This window comes from Bacteroidota bacterium (assembly GCA_016699695.1).
Classification (GTDB): Bacteria; Bacteroidota; Bacteroidia; order Bacteroidales; family UBA10428; genus UBA10428.
This window is the reverse complement of sequence record CP065006.1, coordinates 2,516,535-2,534,787: the sequence shown is the minus strand read 5'-3', so window position 1 is coordinate 2,534,787 and position 18,253 is coordinate 2,516,535. Positions and strand designations below refer to the sequence as shown.

General features: G+C 41.4%; 15 protein-coding genes, 1 tRNA gene and 1 pseudogene. 12 read left to right on the top strand and 5 right to left on the bottom strand.

The window, feature by feature from the left end:
• Window positions 1-184 precede the first annotated feature (184 nt).
• The 3 genes from IPM71_10705 to IPM71_10695 form a co-directional block, all read right to left on the bottom strand.
• Window positions 185-496 carry an MTH1187 family thiamine-binding protein gene (locus tag IPM71_10705; protein QQS50065.1) on the bottom strand — a complete coding sequence of 104 codons (312 nt, stop codon included), beginning with the start codon at window positions 494-496 and terminating at the stop codon, window positions 185-187.
• 68 nt (window positions 497-564) lie between these two features.
• A complete protein-coding gene (gene larE / locus IPM71_10700; protein QQS52819.1) occupies window positions 565-1,386 on the bottom strand; it encodes an ATP-dependent sacrificial sulfur transferase LarE in 822 nt (273 codons plus the stop codon).
• A 261-nt stretch (window positions 1,387-1,647) separates the two neighbouring features.
• Window positions 1,648-1,720, bottom strand: a tRNA-Phe gene (locus tag IPM71_10695).
• A gap of 183 nt (window positions 1,721-1,903) precedes the next feature.
• Here IPM71_10695 and IPM71_10690 point away from each other — a divergent pair.
• The 10 genes from IPM71_10690 to IPM71_10645 all read left to right on the top strand — a co-directional run bounded on the left by IPM71_10690 (window position 1,904) and on the right by IPM71_10645 (window position 11,852).
• Window positions 1,904-3,130, top strand: coding sequence for an insulinase family protein (locus tag IPM71_10690; protein ID QQS50064.1), 1,227 nt, complete (start codon window positions 1,904-1,906; stop codon window positions 3,128-3,130).
• Window positions 3,131-3,137: 7 nt separating this feature from the next.
• Window positions 3,138-3,776, top strand: a complete 639-nt coding sequence (locus IPM71_10685; GenBank protein QQS50063.1) for an O-methyltransferase — start codon at window positions 3,138-3,140, stop codon at window positions 3,774-3,776.
• Between the two features lie 100 nt (window positions 3,777-3,876).
• Entirely contained in the window at window positions 3,877-4,761 is an 885-nt protein-coding gene (locus IPM71_10680) for a MerR family transcriptional regulator (protein QQS50062.1), read from the top strand.
• A gap of 298 nt (window positions 4,762-5,059) precedes the next feature.
• Window positions 5,060-5,566, top strand: a complete 507-nt coding sequence (locus tag IPM71_10675; protein ID QQS50061.1) for an RNA polymerase sigma factor — start codon at window positions 5,060-5,062, stop codon at window positions 5,564-5,566.
• A gap of 12 nt (window positions 5,567-5,578) precedes the next feature.
• Complete coding sequence (folE, locus tag IPM71_10670; GenBank protein QQS50060.1) at window positions 5,579-6,286, top strand: GTP cyclohydrolase I FolE; 708 nt, start codon at window positions 5,579-5,581, stop codon at window positions 6,284-6,286.
• Between the two features lie 167 nt (window positions 6,287-6,453).
• Window positions 6,454-7,620: a phosphoribosylformylglycinamidine cyclo-ligase gene (locus IPM71_10665; protein ID QQS50059.1), complete on the top strand. Its 1,167-nt coding sequence runs from the start codon at window positions 6,454-6,456 to the stop codon at window positions 7,618-7,620.
• Between the two features lie 96 nt (window positions 7,621-7,716).
• A complete protein-coding gene (gene prfA / locus IPM71_10660) occupies window positions 7,717-8,805 on the top strand; it encodes a peptide chain release factor 1 (GenBank protein ID QQS50058.1) in 1,089 nt (362 codons plus the stop codon).
• An 87-nt stretch (window positions 8,806-8,892) separates the two neighbouring features.
• Window positions 8,893-9,720, top strand: a complete 828-nt coding sequence (gene pyrF / locus IPM71_10655) for an orotidine-5'-phosphate decarboxylase (GenBank protein QQS50057.1) — start codon at window positions 8,893-8,895, stop codon at window positions 9,718-9,720.
• Between the two features lie 174 nt (window positions 9,721-9,894).
• A complete protein-coding gene (locus tag IPM71_10650; protein QQS50056.1) occupies window positions 9,895-10,668 on the top strand; it encodes a hypothetical protein in 774 nt (257 codons plus the stop codon).
• Window positions 10,669-10,670: 2 nt separating this feature from the next.
• Window positions 10,671-11,852, top strand: a complete 1,182-nt coding sequence (locus IPM71_10645) for a hypothetical protein (GenBank protein QQS50055.1) — start codon at window positions 10,671-10,673, stop codon at window positions 11,850-11,852.
• A gap of 64 nt (window positions 11,853-11,916) precedes the next feature.
• On the opposite strand, the gene IPM71_10640 is transcribed toward IPM71_10645, so the two are convergent.
• Together IPM71_10640 and IPM71_10635 are read right to left on the bottom strand one after the other, a co-directional pair.
• Window positions 11,917-13,560: a DUF1501 domain-containing protein gene (locus tag IPM71_10640; GenBank protein QQS50054.1), complete on the bottom strand. Its 1,644-nt coding sequence runs from the start codon at window positions 13,558-13,560 to the stop codon at window positions 11,917-11,919.
• Between the two features lie 3 nt (window positions 13,561-13,563).
• Window positions 13,564-15,240 (bottom strand): DUF1800 family protein, encoded by a 1,677-nt coding sequence (locus IPM71_10635; GenBank protein ID QQS50053.1) that lies wholly within the window; start codon window positions 15,238-15,240, stop codon window positions 13,564-13,566.
• Between the two features lie 228 nt (window positions 15,241-15,468).
• Here IPM71_10635 and IPM71_10630 point away from each other — a divergent pair.
• Window positions 15,469-16,637 (top strand): annotated as a pseudogene (locus IPM71_10630) (IS4 family transposase).
• 196 nt (window positions 16,638-16,833) lie between these two features.
• The gene (locus tag IPM71_10625; protein ID QQS50052.1) at window positions 16,834-18,114 is read left to right on the top strand and encodes a DUF2851 family protein; all 1,281 of its coding nucleotides are present in this window, start codon (window positions 16,834-16,836) and stop codon (window positions 18,112-18,114) included.
• Window positions 18,115-18,253 lie beyond the last annotated feature (139 nt).

Below are 18,253 nucleotides of genomic sequence, written 5' to 3'. Positions count from 1 at the left end.
AAGCCATGTGTTCAATTTCTTTGATCTCAAATGAAGCTTGAAAAAAAACAAAATAATTTAACATTTCATTTGCATTGGTTTTACAATTATTTCATAACTTTACATCGACTTAAGGGAATGAGGCACTTAATAACGCCCGTTATTAAGTGATGTTAAAACCAGTCAGCTCCAAGCTTGACTGGTTTTACTTTTTTACACTCCCTATCTTTTCTTCGATCGAAAGTATTTTCCCTGCCAATCGCCCTTCTGGTCCCTGACGTATATCGAGCTTAAGTGATGAATAAATCCGCTTGCAATCCGGCTCAAGAAGCATATAGGCTTTGTGTACAAGTTCAAGCGCCTGTTGCAGGTTTTGAGTTTCGACAATGGTACCCATAGGAGTGAGTTGATAACTCTCCCCACTCTCGTCAATCATTTTTATGATACGGCTTACATAGGTACTCACACTTTCTCCCTTGTCGGTAGGGAACATGGCAAATTCAAGCAAAACAGACATGCTTATTTCTTTCTTTCTATTTCAGAATGAAAGGTAATATGATTTTGCTTTTTTGTAGGAAAAATTATTTACAATCGATTAATTTCTTTGTTCAGCTTACCCGAAACAAGTCCTTCCTGGTCGATTTCGAGATGATAAAAGCCAATGGACTTGAAAGAATCCTGCAGTTCAGTCTTCAACAAATTCAATTTTTCGAGTTCGCTAAGCGGCACCTCAATTCTGGCTGCGGATTGGATATAGCGAACACGCACCGAGCTAAAACCCTTGTCCAACAATAAATCTTCAGCCTTTTCCACCATCTTTAACTTCTCTACGGTAATGGATTCGCCATAAGGGAAGCGACTGCTTAAACAAGGACTGGCTGGTTTGTCCCAAACCTCTAATTGGTAATGCTGAGCGAGAATACGGATTGATTCTTTATCGAAACCACACAAAATTAGTGGACTTAAGGCCTGCAACTCCTGAGCTGCAGCTAATCCTGGCCGAAAATCACCCAAATCGTTCAGGTTGCTACCATTTATCAACTCAAAATCAGGGTATTGATACTGCCTTACGGAATGCATGGTAGTAAAGAGTGCATGCTTGCAGAAGTAACATCGGTTAACCGGGTTGGCGGCATAATTAGGATCGGATAGCTCATCAGGAAAGATTTCCTGCAAAACAATATCGTGATTATTGCAAAAATGCTTTGCATTTTCGAGTTCGCGTTGTTTTAAACTAGGAGAAACCCCAATAAGCGCCACTGCATTTTGCTTGCCGCAATATTTTCTGGCCAGGTAACTTAACAGGCAGGAATCGACCCCACCAGAAAGCGCCACAAGTACCCTGGGATGCTCCTTGAACCAATCTTTTAATAGGGCTTCGCAAGAAAGTGCCTTGTTTAACAAAATGAAAGTTTTTTTGCAAGATAATAGAATAAGTCTGTTGCCTTGGCAAACGTAAAGGCAATTAACACAAAGTTAACCAAAAGTGATTGCAATTAAAAAGTGTGAACAGCACATTCAGGGATGAAGAAAACTGAAGCATAGCCGAATTCAGTTTGAGGTAATGAGAATGTGAAATCTTACCGCTGCCCTTTACACTGAAGCCTGGCAGTCCGGATACAAACTGATGGAAACAAAAAAACCTCCTGATTGAGGAGGTTTTGTTTGTGGTACCACCCGGGATCGAACCAGGGACACCAGGATTTTCAGTCCTGTGCTCTACCAACTGAGCTATGGTACCTTGCTAAAACAGCGGTGCAAATGTAAATAAAAAAATGAATCTACAAAAACACAAGCTTCATTTTTGTAGGTTAAGTAGAAAGTAAGCAACGAATCAAGTATTTTACCTTGAATATCAAGCGTTTAGCTTGAAGCAGAAAATGACTTGGAATTTATACATTTGTAGCCTATAAAATAAGGGACTATGGAGGGTAGCATATATGAATTGGGAAATGGCATAAAACTCATTCACAAGCAAACCGATTCGCCGGTAGCACATTGTGGATTGATGATTAATACCGGTTCGCGCGACGAAAAGGATTCGGAGTTTGGGATTACCCACCTAATCGAACACCTTATATTTAAAGGAACACGTAAACGTAAAGCCTATCATATTCTCAGCTGCATGGAAGATGTGGGTGGTGAGCTGAATGCATTTACCACCAAAGAAGAAACCTGCATCCACACCAGTTTTTTCAATAATTATTATTCAAGGGCTTTCGAACTGCTTCGCGACATCGTATTCAACTCCGTTTTTCCGGAGAAGGAAATCATTAAAGAAAAAGAAGTAGTAATTGACGAAATTAACTCCTACAAGGATTCGCCTCTCGAACTGATTTTCGACGATTTTGAAGAATTGGTTTACAAAGGACATCCCATGGCCAACAACATACTTGGATCAGCCGAAAGTATGCAAAGCATTACCCGTAATGACATTTTAAAATTCTATCAGCAAAACTACTCAACCCAACAAATGGTGATTGCCTCTGTTGGAAAGCTTGATTTTAAAAAAGTCAAGCATTATTTCGAAAAACATTTTTCCGATATCCCAACCCGCGCTGCCACCAACCCAAGAAGTGAATTTCAGGTTAAAAACTATCAAGCTTCATTTTTGCAGGTTGATAAAGATACTCACCAAACCCATTGCATTGTAGGAGGGCCGGCTTATAGTTTTAACGACGAAAAAAGGCTGATACTACACCTTTTAAACAATTACCTAGGTGGACCAGGACTAAATTCGAAACTCAACCTGAGTCTGCGCGAAAAAAGAGGCTATGCCTATAATGTCGAAGCCAATTACACAACCTATTCCGACACAGGCATTGTGAGCATTTATTTTGGCACCGATGAAAAAGATTTAAAAAAAAGCCTGGCACTGACACATCGCGAACTGGCAGCCTTACGCAACAAATGCCTTGGTCCAAACCAACTGCAAAGAACCAAGCGCCAATTGATCGGCCAAATAGCCATGTCGGCCGAAAACAACGAAAACCAGATGCTTTCCATCGCAAAAAGTCTGCTGGTATATAATAAGGTAGACGAACTGGAAGAAGTATGTAAAAAAATAGAGCAGATCACAGCCTCTCAGATTATGGAAGTAGCCAACGAAATTTTCGACGAAAAAAATCTTTCGGTGTTGGTATTTAAATAATAAGCGCATGATAGTAAATAGGCCTTTGGAAGATTACCTAGTCCAGCATAGTAGTCAGGAGGATCCGCTGCTTAAAGAACTCAGCCGCGAGACCCACCTGAAAGCTATTAACCCTCGAATGTTATCAGGACACCTTCAAGGAAAGCTTCTTGAGTATATCAGCAGAATGATTCAACCTTTGCGCATACTTGAAATAGGCACCTACACCGGCTACTCCACCATTTGTCTGGCAAGAGGATTAAAAAATGGCGGACACCTTCATACCATCGAATGCAACGATGAAATTGTCCGCATACCAAAAAAGTACTTTAAAAAAGCGGGACTTGAGTCCAACATCACCCTGATTACTGGTAATGCCCTGGAAATTATTCCGAAACTCGATGAAATATACGATCTGGTATTTATCGATGCCAACAAGCAGGAGTACTTGCAGTATTTTGAACTTTGCCTCGAAAAAACACGAAGCGGCTCAACAATACTTGTCGACAATGTACTTTGGGATGGCAAGGTATTAAACGCAGATCTGAACCCTGATGCCGACACAAAAGCCATCATGGATTTCAACCAGAAGTTAGTTACCGATGCAAGGGTGGAGGTTCTAATGCTTCCTCTGCGAGATGGAATCAGCATTATACGCAAACTTTAACTCAAGTTTGTTTAAACATCGAATAAAATTATTTAACAATACATTAAACTATCGTCAATACGATTTGTTATAGACAATAACAAAATTACAATTACTGTCCATGGGTACCTATTCCATTAAAGATCTTGAGCGACTTTCGGGTATTAAAGCCCATACCATCAGAATTTGGGAAAAACGTTACGGGATGATTGAACCTGACCGAACCTCCACCAACATCCGTTCTTATTGTGACCTGGAACTCAAAAAAATCTTAAATATTTCGATATTAAACAGGCATGGCTTAAAAATTTCGAAGATAGCCGAATTATCTGGCGAAGAAATTGCCAGTTTGGTTTTAAAGCTTACCGAAAACCCTACCGACCAGGATAGTCAGATCGAAAGCCTTTACATTGCCATGATTGATATGGACGAAAGCCTTTTCGAGAAGCTGCTTTCGCGAGCAACCATACAAATGGGATTTGAGCAGATGGTTTTGCAATTACTCTATCCCTTCTTTAAGCGAATGGGAGTTATGTGGCAGGCAGGCACCATCACACCTGCCCAGGAGCATTTTATTTCCAACCTTGTACGCCAAAAATTTATTGTAGCTATTGACAGTGTGGTGCCTAACTATTCGCCGGTATCAAAAACCTTTATCCTCTATCTTCCAGAGAAGGAACTCCACGAACTTGGATTACTTTTTTTAAGTTACCTGCTCCGTAAAAGAGGTCACAGGGTTATTTACCTTGGCGCTATGTTGCCACTTAGCAGCCTGGTTTCGATGCAAAAATTAAAACCAACCGATTACCTGGTAACCTCTGTGGTAGGCTCCATGGAAGAGGACGAACTTCAGGAATACTCCCAGGAATTGGCAAAGGAGTTTAAAGATACCACCATCTTCTTTACCGGACATCAGGCCCAAAGTCTCAAGAAAAGTCCGAAGAACATAAAAGTAGTGGCATCCGTAAATGACTTCATTAAGATAATTGATAAACTCAGCGCCTAATACCTCCTTCTTAGTTTCTTGCAATTAAACTATTCATTCACTGTTTTTTACAGTGCATCCGTTTAGTTTTGTTTAATCCTTCTGAAATATATTGTTTAATGTTTAGCATTTTACGTTAAACATTTTAAGATTTTTTAGCTATTTAGAATTCTAATCTATAATTGATTGTTTTTGTGGTGATTATATGTATACATAAAATTTAATTGAGTTAGAATTCAGGGTCAAAAAACGAAACAGATTTGCATTGTGTTTAATCGTTTCATACCTTCGTTAAACAATTTAATTAAAACATACAGCCATGACAGCCATAGAATTTAATTATCAATTGACAAGCCTGAGCGACAACTTGCAGCGTTTTGCTCTAAGCCTTACTTCGAATAAAGAAGATGCCAAAGATTTGCTGCAGGAAACCTTTGCTAAAGCAATTTCATACCGCGATAAATACATCGACAATACCAACCTGAAGGCATGGACCTTTACCATCATGAAGAACACCTTCATCAACAATTACCGCAGGGCATCGAAAGCAAACACCACTTTTGACAACACCGACGATTTGTTCTACCTTAACCTGAACCGCGAAAGCCGTTCCGAAACGCCCGAAAGCGAAATATCAGCCAAGGAGATAAACAAAGCCATCAGCGAATTGGAAGACGAATTTCGTATCCCTTTTTTAATGCACACCCAAGGTTTTAAATACAAAGAAATTGCAGATGAGCTCGACCTTAAGATTGGCACAGTGAAAAGTCGCATCTTTTTTACCCGCAAAAAGTTGATGGAGAAATTACAAGATTACGCTTACTAAACAGTACACACCATGAATGCACAAAATAAAACCACGGTATATGCAGAAAATACCGAATCGATACGCTCGCGCGAATTTTTAAAGATTATCTCCCCTTCTGACGAACCCAAACTCGACCGAAACGATTTACATCTCGACACAGAGATGCAAGATACTGAAACCCGCATCAATCTGATATCAAATCACTTTGCCGAGATTATGCGACTATTGGGTCTTGACCTGGAAGACGAGAGTTTGCGCGACACACCCAAAAGAGTAGCGAAAATGTATGTCAACGAAGTTTTTAGCGGGTTAAACCCTGCCAACAAACCGAGTGTCACATTATTCGACAACAGTTACAATTACAACGAAATGCTGATTGAGAAAAACGTGAAGGTACATTCGTATTGCGAACATCACTTCGTTCCAATCATAGGCAAAGCCCATGTAGCTTACATTTCGAACGGTAAAGTAATTGGATTATCGAAAATTAACCGTATTGTCGATTTCTTCAGCCGCAGGCCACAGGTGCAGGAACGCCTGACTGTGCAAATAGCCGAAGAACTTAAAAAAGCTCTTCAAACCGAAGATGTAGCAGTGGTGATAACAGCCGACCATATGTGTGTTACCCTGCGTGGAATAAAAGACCAGGACAGCTCGACCTATACCAGTAGCTTTCATGGCAAATTTAAAGAACCGGAATACCGGCGGGAGTTTCTCGATCAGGTCAAACAAGCATAACCACAAAACAACATACAAAACCAAATTACCACCTTAAGTTTTAAGGTGGTTTTTTGTTGAAATCCCCTTCAACAGGAGTTTGCAGGCCACCACCATAGTGGTGGCCACAAATCAGTTCCGTGAGTCAATAAGTTTTATTATTTTTGCACCAGAAATAAACCAAAGGTATGAGCAAAGCAGAACGTTACGGCAGCAGAGGAGTTTCGACACAAAAAGAAGATGTGCATTCGGCCATTGCTGACATAGACAGCGGTTTGTACCCCAATGCTTTCTGCAAAATTCTGCCCGACTACCTTACCAACGATCCCGATTATTGTATTGTGATGCATGCCGATGGGGCCGGAACAAAATCATCTTTAGCCTATATTTATTGGCGCGAAACGAGCGACTTTTCGGTCTGGAAAGGAATTGCCCACGATTCGGTAATCATGAACCTCGACGATCTTTTGTGCGTAGGTGCCACCAACAACATTTTACTTTCATCGACCATAGGCCGTAATAAGCTAAAAATACCCGGCTCTGTAATTATGCACATCTTAAAGGGTTATGACGAACTGATTAAAGAACTGGCCAAACATGGTGTACACCTGCACCTTACCGGAGGCGAAACAGCCGACGTAGGAGACCTTGTGCGCACCATCATTGTCGATTCAACAGTCGCTTGCCGTATGCCACGGAAAGATGTGGTTGTAAACAATATACAGCCAGGAGATGTGATTGTAGGGCTTTCTTCTTTCGGACAAGCCTCCTATGAAAAACAATACAACGGCGGTATTGGCAGCAACGGACTTACTTCGGCCCGTCACGATATGTTTAAAAACCATCTGGCACTGAAATACCCCGAAAGTTACGACGACCTGTTGCCCCAATCGCTTGTGTATACTGGAAAATTCGATTTGACAGATGACATACCCAGCTTAGGAGTCGATGCCGGACAATTGGTACTCTCTCCTACCCGCACCTATGCACCAATTATCAAATTGGTACTTGAAAAATTAAGACCTCATATACACGGAATGATTCATTGCTCCGGCGGTGCGCAAACGAAAGTGTTAAAATTTGTAGACAAGCTGCACATCATCAAGGATAATATGTTTGAAGTACCACCGCTATTCAGAATGTTACAAAAACAATCCGGCACCGACTGGTCGGAGATGTACGAAGTATACAACATGGGGCATCGTTTCGAGATCTACTTACCTGAACAATATGCCCAAAGTGTAATCGACATTTCTAAGTCTTTTCAGGTAGATGCGCAAATAGTTGGGCGTGTGGAAGCGGCAACAGAAAAAAAACTAACCATTAGCAGCGAATTTGGCACTTTTGAATATTAGTGCCTTTGCGATATTGTGGAAGAGTGAAGCAGCATGGCTGTTATCGCTCTTTTTTATTTTAGCGAATACAAACCAATAATTTCCAAAACAGGAAAAATGAGCGAGAATTTTATTTTAGAAAAACTTAGAGGAATTAATCAACGTTTTATTGAGGTTGGCGATTTAATTACCCAACCTGATATTGTTTCAGACATGCAACGCTATGTCAAACTCAATAAAGAATATAAAGACCTTGAACCGATTATTGAGGCGTACAAAAAATTCGAAAATCTGTTGAGTAATATAGCCGATGCACGCGAGATATTAAATTCCGAAAAGGATGAAGAAATGCGTGAAATGGCCAAAGCCGAACTCGAAGCTTTGCAACAACAGGTAGAACCTATTGAGGAAGAAATTAAAATACTACTGCTTCCATCTGACCCGGAAGACTCGCGCAATGTTACGCTCGAAATAAGGGCAGGCACAGGAGGTGATGAGGCCAGTATTTTTGCCGGCGATTTATTGCGTATGTACAACAAATACTGCGAATCGAAAGGTTGGAAATCAGAAGTAATTAGCTTTAGCGAGGGTACATCCGGCGGCTATAAAGAGATTATACTCAATGTTTCAGGGCTGAAGGTTTATGGCACACTCAAATACGAATCGGGAGTGCACAGGGTACAAAGGGTTCCGCAAACCGAAACCCAGGGACGCATTCACACTTCGGCAGCTACTGTGGCCGCTTTGCCCGAAGCAGATGAGTTTGATATCGAACTAAAAAACGAAGACATCAAGCGCGACGAATATTGTTCGTCAGGACCTGGCGGCCAATCTGTTAACACCACTTATTCAGCCATTCGTCTGACACACATTCCAACTGGTGTTGTTGTAACCTGCCAGGACCAGAAATCGAAGCTTAAAAACCTCGAAAAGGCCATGAAAGAACTCCGCACCCGGCTTTATAACCTCGAGTATCAAAAACGTATGGATGAAATAGCTGCCAAGCGGAAAACTCTGGTATCGACCGGCGACCGTTCGGCAAAAATCAGAACCTATAATTATCCTCAAGGAAGGGTAACCGACCACCGAATTAACCTAACGCTTTATAACCTTCAAGCGGTTGTTAATGGCGACATTCAGGAAATAATCGACAAATTGCAGATGGCTGAAAACTCCGAGCGCCTTAAGGAAAGTGGTATGGCTTAAGCAGAAATTAACCATTGAAAGAAAAAAAACTTCTACAGAAACAGTTTATTTTGAACCAAGGAGATTGTAAACTCAAAACAGGCAACTATGGACTTAAAACATCTGGTTGAACAGATTAAAAAAAAACAAAGCTTTTTGTGTGTTGGCCTCGACAGCGATCTTGAAAAAATACCCACACAGCTTTTATCGCACAAAAGACCTGTTTTTGAGTTTAACAAGGCCATTATCGATGCCACTGCTCCCTATTCCATTGCATACAAACCCAACACTGCCTTTTATGAATCGCGGGGAGCCGAAGGATGGATTGATCTGGAACTTACTGCCAACTACATTAAAACTCATTATCCCGAAATTTTTCTGATTGCCGATGCCAAACGTGGCGATATCGGAAATACATCGGGTATGTATGCCGAAGCTTTTTTTAAGCAAATGCCCTTCGATTCAGTTACCGTAGCACCATACATGGGTGCCGATTCCGTAAAACCATTTCTGGCATTCAAGAACAAATTTGTCATTCTGCTTGCACTCACTTCGAACGAAAGTGCGGCTGATTTTCAATACTTCAGCAACCGCGAGAACATTCCGCTTTTTACCGAAGTTATTAAGAAATCCAGCAACTGGGGTACCCCTGAAAATTTAATGTTTGTGGTAGGAGCTACCAAAGCCTCTATGCTCTCACACATCAGGGAATATGCACCCAATAATTTTTTGCTTGTTCCGGGTGTCGGGGCCCAGGGTGGTTCGCTTCAGGAAGTAGCCAAATATGGCATGACAAATAATTGCGGATTAATTGTCAATGCCTCTCGTTCCATTTTATTCGCCGGTAAGGGTGAGCAATTTGCAGAGGCTTCTGCCAGAGAAGCACAAAACATGCAATCTGAAATGGCTGAATTATTAAAAACATATACTACCTAAACGGCAGCAATTTTTTTCTTCGAAAGAAACTTTTTAGGAGGTTATTGGTTTATTCTATTTAAAGGATAGCAAGTTTGAACCGGGTTTAGGCATTTAAAAGAAATTAAAAATTTCAACAAATGCATACCCAATCAAATGAAATATCGTTAAATAAGAACACAAAACTACCACACCATGACAAAGAGATTTTTCTTTGCATCATTCGCCATGATACTGGCAACTTACGCACAAACTGTTTTTTCTCAGCCCAATTTTAAGTATGGTTTTGGAGGCGGAATCAACTTCGCACAAATCAGCGAAGTAAATTCTTATTCCCTGTACGAAGACCTTACCGGTAACCCTTACTCAAGCAATTATTCAGGGTTGTTTTCCAATCTTGGAAACCAGTTTTTTTTTCATGGCGAGATTGTATTTAAACATTTTGTAATCGCCTTAAAACCTGGCTTCTATACCTTTCGGTTCAGCAAAACAGACCAGATTGATTTTATTACCGAACCAGTTGAACAAACAAACACCTACCTGTTGCGTTACCTTCAGATTCCTTTAGAAATTAAATACATGCTGGGAAATGCCAAGCTAAAACCCTTTATTGGAGGTGCAGCCAGTTACGGACACCTGCTTCAGCAAGGTGGTAATGCCACACATTCGTTTATTCGTCCTAAAATAAGTGTGGCCCCCATTGGCGGTGCGCATTATTCCTTTACATCATTCGAACTCGTGCTTACCGGCGCCTATAATTTAGGCATGCATAGTATTACCGGAAAAGATGAACGCTTCATGACCGATTCCGACACACCCTATTCGCAAAGCGATATAAAGCTAAACGATCTATCAATCAGTTTGTCGGTGTTGTTTTATTTGGATCAATCCGAATCGAAAGGTGCCCTTGATTGTCCGGCACCCGGACAAGCCAAACAAAAGCAACCGAAACCAAAAAACAGAAAATAAGAATGAAAACACATATATTTTCCCTTATTCTATTGGCAGGAACACTTTCTTCCTGCGAATTAAACCAGAAAGATATAAGCCCAACCGACAATTTTGTCAAAATATACAACCATCCCGACGAAAATCTGGCTTTTTATGCCGAAAGTGTGCTCCAGCTTGCCGATGGTTATTTAATCCTGTCGGGAATAAAAAACTACAACGACAATCTGAACGAATATCCCACCACATCGCTTATCAGAACAAATAGCCTGGGTGAAGTTAGCTGGAGCAATGAATCTGAATGGAGAGCTCCGGTTTCGAACCTGCTTACATTTAATGGTGCCACAGGTTTTGTGGCAATGAACGCCTCCGAAGATGCTTATTTTGTGGAAGTAAATATCGAAAACGGTAGCCTGTCCAGCCAGGCGCTGAACCTCAAAATGCCTTTGGCTGCTTTTGTCAACAGCGATGGGAACCTGGCTATACTTAGTTACGATTATGTCTCGTGGAGCTCCGTAATTTCTCTTTTTTCACCTTCCTTTACTTTACTGAATTCCGTGAACCTTTTTGTTGGCGACGACCTGGTTGTTCCTGTTCAAAAACATCTGAACAAAGCAGATACCCAATTCCCTTTCTTCTTTGGCGATTGGCAAAACGAAAGCCTTAGTGGTTTTTTTGTGAACTGTTTATCAAACTACACCCTTGGTGTGCGCTTTTTTACATCCGACGGAAATTCTACTGGAGGTTGGATTTATTCCCACCAAATTGAGAATGCTGTAAGCTCCCTGCTCCATAAAGAAGGCAATTTATATGGTATGACCCGCTATTTTAACCGGAAGAATTACCTCAATTCCACAGTGGAGGTGGATGTAACCTCTTTGCAAAACTTTAACGATTCCACTCAAAATCCAATACCGGAAATTGTACCCGATGCCAAAGTCGAAGCAATTCGGGCTACCTTTGACAATACCGACTACCTGCTTTTTGCCAGTACCACCAACTCCAACTCCATTGTTATTTTTAAGTATAGCCTTGAAAACGATGAACTACTCAAAGAAGTAGAGGTGAGTTTTGCCTACAATATAGAAGTAAGAGCTATCATACAAGACCCCTCGGATGAAGGTATCATACTCTTAGCTCACCATTTTGTTACCGGCCGATACCTGAGACCGGTTTTGATAAAAATTCCAAAACGCGATTTTTAACACTTTACAGCATAAAAAAACGGGAGATCATGTGTGACCTCCCGCTTTTTTTATGGTACTCTCGTTACTGCTTAATAAATGCCGACACAAACACTTTCTTTCCTGCCCTTACCTGAGCAATGTATTTGCCTGCATCGAGGCCCGAAGCATTCATTTCGAATTTATTGGTGCCATAAAGACCGTTACCTTGTTGAGTAAATACCTGTTTGCCTTCGAGGTTAAAAAAAATTACCTGGTACAAACCCGGACCAGTAAGATAAAATTCGGCCGTAAATAAGCTCTTTACCGGATTGGGAAATACCTTCAGCTGACTTCTATCTGCTGAACCCATCAGATCCCTGGTGTTGGTTGTGCCAATCAGGTCGATTTTATTGCCAACCCATTCGTCGAAACCTGTAGCTATCAAGGCCTCATCGCTTGCGCCCAGCCAATCCTGAACCACCGAAGTATAAATCTGTCGGTAATCGATATTGTATTTGAGGTTGCCATTTTCCAAGTCGTTCAAATCTGGGTTCACCCCATGAACGCCTGCATTCAGTCCAGTTCCAAATAAAATTACCGGAGTAGAGGTACCATGGTCTGTGCCATAACTGTTGTTGGAATAAGCACGTCGGCCAAATTCTGTAAAGGTCATCGCCATCACCTTATGATCCAGGTTCAGTGCCTTCAGGTCGTTAAAAAATGCTTTAACCCCTTCGGAAAGGTGATAAAGCAATGCTGCATGCATACCCAATGAAGGCTCACCGGCCACTACCTGTTCACCATGCGTATCGAAACCACCAATACGCACCAGGAAAATCTTTGTTTTAATTCCTCCGCTAAGCAGTCGGGCAATTAACCTTAATTGAGGTGCCAGCTGGTTGTTGATATAAGCTTTTGGTGCATAACGGGGGTATGCATCGGGATATACTGTAGAGGAGTTTGTACCAGCTTCGTAAACAGCCTTTAACCTGGGTGCATACTGATTGTTTTTAGCCTCAAACTCCATAATGTATCGCAGCTCATCGCCTGCATGGCTGTCGGGGTAAACAATGGGGGGTTGGGTGGTATAGTTTCCTACGCTGTTTATCAATTCATAAAAACCTTCGGGACTATAAAAGCTTAATCCGTTAGGAATTCCTGTTTCGGTATGAAAGGCAAGCGATTGAGCCCCGCTTAATTCTATGCCGAGAGGGTCAGGCATAGTGCTGTTTGGATAAGCATCTGGATAACCCGGATAGGTATACTCGAGGTAGCGACCCATCCAACCCGATTCGTAATCGCTTTGAGCATCTCCACCCATAAAAACAATGTCGGTACCACGGAAATGAGAAAGGTTCATTTCGGGATAACCCACATTTTGCACCAGGGCAACCTTCCCCTCATCGTACATTTCTTTCAGGGCAATCATTTCGGGGTGTGCCCCTACTCGGTATTCATCGCCCAGGCTTGAATCGAGTTCTTTGTAACCTCTGTCGCCCGATTGCAAAATAGCCAGGTTGGGCCGTAATTCGTAATACCGGTCGTATTGAGCCACCGGAATGAGCGTATTCAGGGCATCGTTTCCGCCGTGAAGTTGAATAAAAATAAGCACCTTATCGCTGTTCGCCGAGGCGGCTGCCAGCTGGAAAAGTCCATTTCCTTTCATTGCGTTGACCGGCACACCACCTAATACCATGGCGCCTGCGCTAGTATAGGAAAGACGTCGTATAAAATCTCTTCTTTTCATAATCTATAGGAGTTGAAATTCGGGTGTTTGAATTAATTTAGAAACCAGGTATTCGATGCGTTCCCGCACCACCGTATCACTGCCACCACCTTTGTAGACTCCCCATTCGTTTCTCCATGAGGCAGCAGTAAGGGTATCAAGAAATACGGTGTTCAGGAAGTATTCGTACCGCTCGGTATTGATTTGGACAGCCAGCAAGTGAGTAGTGAAAAAAGTCACCAGCTCATTTGCATCGCCCGGGTCTGAGATATGTCCCGAATTTTCAACCCAACCAAATACATCCATGCGAAAGCTAAAGCCCTCAGTACCTCCAATGCGTTTCATAAACACTTCACCTACCTGATAGCGTCTGGCAAGTTCGGTTGGCATCACCCAATTCCGGCCAAACCCCGGCATTTGATGAAAAGCCGGAAAACCAGCAACCTCAAAGGGTTCGTAAAAATTCAGCCCCTGCTCCACAAATCGCGGAAGAATGCCGTTTATAAAGTCGTTGTAAAAAGCTGTAGTTTGTGTATCTCGGTCGGGCAGCACAGTTTCAAAAAAACGCAGAAGCCCTACACATAAATCTACCGGCGACTTAATCACCCCACCTATGTTGTTGTTGGAGGTAAGCGCATCGTCGGCATCGTAAAAATGCTGGCTCTTGAATAATTGCTTTAGCACAGCCTGTATCTCGTAATTGTTGGCAGAAAGGGTATTGGCAAGCGGTACAATAATATCGTTCTCGACCTCTTCGGATATAAAATGGTACACAAAAAACCGGTAGAGTTTGCGTACAATAAACCGGGCTGTTTCTATTTCATCAAAAATCATATCTATCATGTCGCTCAGCTCCTGGCGGGCAGCAGCGAGGGTAGCATATCCACCATCCAACTCTGCAGGTTGAATGCTTTGGTTGCTGAATGCAGCACTAAAGGTTTTTGGAGAAAAATCGTGGGCGGTAGCCTGATTTCCGACACTTTGTAATTTACCGCTTGGCCAGCTATGGTCGGCATCGAGGGTAGTAAAAGTATCATCGAACAACCAACCAGTAAGTACTTTGGTTGCTTCTCTGATATCAAGCTCGGTATAATTGGTATAATTTCCTTCTTCAAGCTGGGGACCTTTGCCAATGCTGTATAGCTCAAGCATTTCGCGGGCAAAGTTTTCGTTTGGACTGTTGCGGTGGTTGGTATACCCATCGAGGTATTTCAGCATGGCATTGTCGATACAGATTTTCTTAAAAAGTTCCTTAAAACTTCGAAGAGCATAGTACCTGAACACAGCATTCTGGTAATAAATAGCCTCGCTTGAGTTCACTTCAGTCCATGCTACCGGTAAGTGTGTATGGTAGAACCAGGTTATGCGTTCCACCACATTTAATTCTGATTTTATCATTACATCGCTGTGCCAGGCACGGAAGTAATTTATTAAGGTATCCTGTTCGCTATTCACATCGGCAATTGCCTTCGGGTAAGCAGGCGGATTAACCCATGAGCTACCTGTGGCAGGATCGATAGGTGGAAGAGGAACTGGGACCAAATCGGGGTTGGCCGGAAAAAGCAGATCGACCGCCTGAGCCGGAGTAAGGCCAGAAAAAGTGTTGATTTGATCAACCGTAGGGCCGAAAGTACTACGCCGAAGCAAATGCGCAGCCATTGCAGAACCCAACTGGTTTGTAAACTCAGCTAGAGATGCCATAGTTTGTGGTTTAGAATTGTGGTTAAAAAATATTGCAAATATTGCTTACTTAAAACGCTATCTGTGAAGAAAATATTCTAATTTACAACTAATATTGTTTCACTAGTGGGCATTATAAATTAAGTTACGTTCTTTGAAATTCTTTGTACATCGCAGTTGTAGCGTTTTTTGATAGCGTGACGATTTGAATTGAATAGTTAGATATTTGCTTCAAAACAAGCAAATTCTATGAATCAAGGTAAATTATCTTCGCACAACTTACAGATTTTTTACCCCGCAGGGTTTTTGATCGGATTGTTCAAAATCATGAAGGGAATAAGTATGTTAGAACATTCACTTGTTGGAATCAGATGCTTTGCATGGTCTTTGGACAGCTAACTTCAAGAGACAGTATGCGTGATCTAATGCTTAGTTTGGAAGCACATCAACCCAAATATTATCACCTTGGATTTGGGCCTTCAGTATCCCGACGAAATCTAGGCACTTCAAATGCAAAACGCAGTTATAGAATATTTGAAGAGTTTGCTTACGTTTTAATTGAGCAGGCCAGAAGGAGTTGCTACAAAACCGATTTCGAAGTCAAGGTAGACGGTAACGTTTATGCATTAGATTCCACAACTATTGATCTATGTTTGAGTGTTTTTTGGTGGGCTGAGTTCCGAAAGGCAAAGGGAGGCATAAAACTTCACACCTTATATGATGTGAAGACATCCATCCCAAGCTTTTTACATATCACCAAAGCAAGTGTCCATGATGTCAATATACTTGATCTCATCCAATTTGAAGCTGGAAGTTTTTATGTGGTTGATAAAGCATATATTGACTTCCGTCGTTTGCATAGATTGCATTCTCAAGGCGCATATTTTGTAACAAGAGCCAAAGAAAATATGCGTTTTAGGCGACTATATTCCAGAGTTGTTGACAAAACAAAAGGAGTACAATATGATCAGGTTGGAAAGCTAGAAACACACTATTCGAAAAAGGAATATCCCGATAAACTTCGCAGAATAAAGTATTATGATCAGGAAAGTAAAAATGAACTTGTTTTCTTAACCAATAATACCGAGTTAGAAGCCAAAGAGATCGCCATGTTGTATAAGAAACGCTGGGAAGTTGAACTATTTTTCAAATGGATGAAACAACACTTAAAGATTAAATCCTTTTGGGGAAATTCAATGAATGCTGTTAAGATCCAAATATATTGTGGGATCATTGCTTACTGTTTAGTCGCCATAATTGGAAACAAACTGAAAGTTGACCGTCCAATCTACGAAATATTACAAATATTCAGCATTTCTCTACTCGATAAAACGCCTGTAAGAGAGATACTTACAAAATGCGATTACAAATATGTCAAAGAACTTCAAGTTAAACAATTAAAAATCAGTGGGTTTTAAGTGCCCACTAATGATATTGTTTTGTAAAAAGTCTCATTCCAAAAAGTCGTTCTAAATAACCAACAGCAATATAAGTCAATTGCTCATTGCTTTACGTTATGACTGTATAAATTATTTATTAAACATCAGGCAATTTTGGGGTCCCATACCTGTCGGTTGGTCAAGGATACCAATACCTTATTCTAAACCAAACACCATGCACGAGGAATTCCTTCATCATTTATGGAAAAACCAGCTTTTTCTTCAGGAAGATCTGCGAACCGTTCAGAACCAAGCACTCGAAATCATTACTCCTGGCACACACAATACCGATGCCGGACCCGATTTTCTGAATGCCCGCATTAAGCTCAACAACATTATATGGGCAGGAAACATAGAAATTCATTGCGACTCGACACAATGGACCAAGCATGGGCACCATAAAAATAAAGCTTACGACAACGTTGTACTCCATGTAGTTGCAAACCACAACGCCAATGCAAGCAACACACGGGGAGAAATCATACCTACCTTTATTCTGCCTGTACCAAAAAATCTGGAAGACAGCTTTAAAAATTTAATGTCAGCCTCGGGTAAAATTCCTTGCAGCGGCAAACAGCATATTGCTGCCCCAATCGAATGGAAAATGTGGCTTGACCGCATGTGCATCGAACGGCTCGAAGAAAAATCAGAATTCGTCTACTCGCTATTAAGCCAAAATCAACAAAACTGGGAAGATTGTCTTTATCAAATGATTGCCAGAAGTTTTGGGTTCAACACCAACTCATTGCCCTTCGAGATGCTGGCCAGGCTAACACCTTATCAACTCGTCAGCAAATATTACGAGAATCTTTTCCAGCTCGAAGCCCTGCTTTATGGTCAAGCCGGATTTCTGCATGAAAAACCAGCAGATACTTATATGCAGAAGCTTACTGCTGAATACCAATACCTTCAAAAACTTCATGGACTAAAAAGCATAGATAAACATTTATGGCGCTTTATGCGGTTAAGGCCAGGAAATTTCCCAACCATCCGGCTGGCACAATTTGCCACTTTTCTTCATCACACAGATCATCTTGTTTCCAGTTTAACCGACTGTGACAAGCTTCAAAATCTGCAGAAAATTTTCCAATATCCGGTTAGCGAATATTGGAAAAACCATTACACCTTTGGCAAAGAGGGCAAATCGTCCACCAAATCGATTAGTACAGAAAGTTCCAATATTCTACTCATAAATGCCTTCATTCCTTTTCTGTTTGTCTATGGCAAAGAAACCGCAAGGCCTGTACTATGCCAGCGCAGCCTCGAACTACTGGAGACCCTGCCGGCCGAAAAAAACGCTGTTACCAAACACTGGGAAAAGCTTCAGATACATGCAGCAAACGCAGCACAAAGTCAGGCACTGATTCAACTAAGCAAAAAATACTGTACCGAGAGAAAATGCTTGTATTGCCAGGTCGGAAACAGTATTTTACTTCAATCTTTTCAGACTAACTAAATGGTGTTATCATCCTAGTCTTTAATTAAATATTAAGAAAAATAGCAGTTTAACTTAAAATATTCCGAGGCAGAAAAGAATTGATTCGAAGCTTCCGTTTTTTTTGAAAGGCACTTGTTGCCTCGTAATAAAAAATACC